Source organism: Streptomyces sp. NPDC101166, assembly GCF_044768125.1.
Lineage (GTDB): Bacteria > Actinomycetota > Actinomycetes > Streptomycetales > Streptomycetaceae > Streptomyces.
In genome coordinates this window covers 1-1,380 of sequence record NZ_JBIWPF010000137.1, presented here as the reverse complement: position 1 = coordinate 1,380, position 1,380 = coordinate 1, and the positions used below count along the sequence as shown (strand labels likewise).

Below are 1,380 nucleotides of genomic sequence, written 5' to 3'. Positions count from 1 at the left end.
CAATACCAGGTGGTCGGTCGTAGTCGACTCATGGTGAAACCCGTTCTGCAGGTGCGTGACTGCCCGTTAATGCCACGGTGGCATTAACGGGCACGACTATACTGCCACTGTGGCAGTAGCGAGCGGTCGAGAACCGCGCCGTCGACGGCAACCGCAGGAGGCCCGCGCCGAGATCCTGGACGCGGCAACGGAATTGCTCCGGACGCGCCCCGCGCACGAGGCGACGGTGGCGGCGATCATGGAACGCACGACGCTGTCCCGAAAGTCGTTCTACGTGTACTTCCGTGATCGGTCCGAGCTGCTCACCACCCTGATTCAGCCCCTGCGCGCCGAGGCGGATGCTGGGCTGGCCGACTGGCGGAACTCCGACGACCCGGTCGCCGGGGGTCGCGCGGCCCTACTTGCCGCCGCCCGGACCTACCGCCGCCACGGCGCGGTCCTGCGCGCCATCTTCCGGTCGGGAACCGATGACCCGGAGGTGCGCTCGGTGCGGGACGGCCTCGTCGCGGCGGTGGTCGACGTGGCGACCGAGAAGATCACCGAAGTCGGTGCGCCCCTGCCCGATCCCCGCGGCAGCGCACTCGCGCTGGCCACCATGAACATCCACATGCTCCTCGACCTGCGCCCGGACGCCGACGACGCCGAGCTCACCGAACTCGTGGACGTCCTGTCGACGATCTGGGAACGGACCCTCGGGGTGCACCGCTAGCGTTCGATCTACGGCCGGGCCGCGGAGGTCACTCGTGGATGCGTTCGTGCACGGTCAGCAGGATGTGATCGAACGCCGACACGGTTCCGGGCTGCGCGGGTGGGATATTGGGCAGTTCGCGCAGGAGTTGTTCGGCCAAGGAGCGGAGTTTGGTGTTGGTCTCCTGGGACCGCCACACCAGCAGTTTGAACGCCTGCTCATCATTGATGCGGTACATGCGCATCAGCACGCCCTTGGCCTGCTCGATCACGGCCCGCGCCTCCACCATCTCGGGCATCCGTTCTTCGAGCGCCTCGCGCTGAGCGCTGATCAGGGTACCGGCCAGATCGATGTAGAACCCGGCGGTGCCGACCGCGCGCCCCTGGTCGAGGATGCGGTCGGCGACCACCATGACGTGGTGTTCGTGCCCGTGGGTGTCGATGAACCGGTGCCGGCTCGAGAACGGCTCGCCCAGTGAGACCGAGCGGGTGATCGCCTCGGCGACCTTGCCGCGATCCTCGGGATGTTTGTGGGCGAGAAGGAGTTCGGTGGTGGGCTCGATCTCGCCGGGTGTGTAGCCGTGCATGCGGTACAGCTCCGCGGACCACTCCCAGCGCTGCGTGGCGAACCAGAACCGGAAGCTCCCCGTCCGCGGGCCCGGATACTTCCCCGCGGCCCACACCAGCGATTCC

At 67.7% G+C, this 1,380-nt stretch carries 2 protein-coding genes; one reads left to right on the top strand and one right to left on the bottom strand.

Annotated elements, in window-relative coordinates:
• Positions 1–109 precede the first annotated feature (109 nt).
• Entirely contained in the window at positions 110–709 is a 600-nt protein-coding gene (locus ACIRS4_RS37085; RefSeq protein ID WP_404204505.1) for a TetR/AcrR family transcriptional regulator, read from the top strand.
• A gap of 28 nt (positions 710–737) precedes the next feature.
• Here ACIRS4_RS37085 and ACIRS4_RS37080 read toward each other — a convergent pair.
• Positions 738–1,380, bottom strand: a 643-nt coding sequence (locus ACIRS4_RS37080; RefSeq protein WP_404204503.1) for a PAS and ANTAR domain-containing protein, incomplete at its 5' end; no start/stop codon positions are given.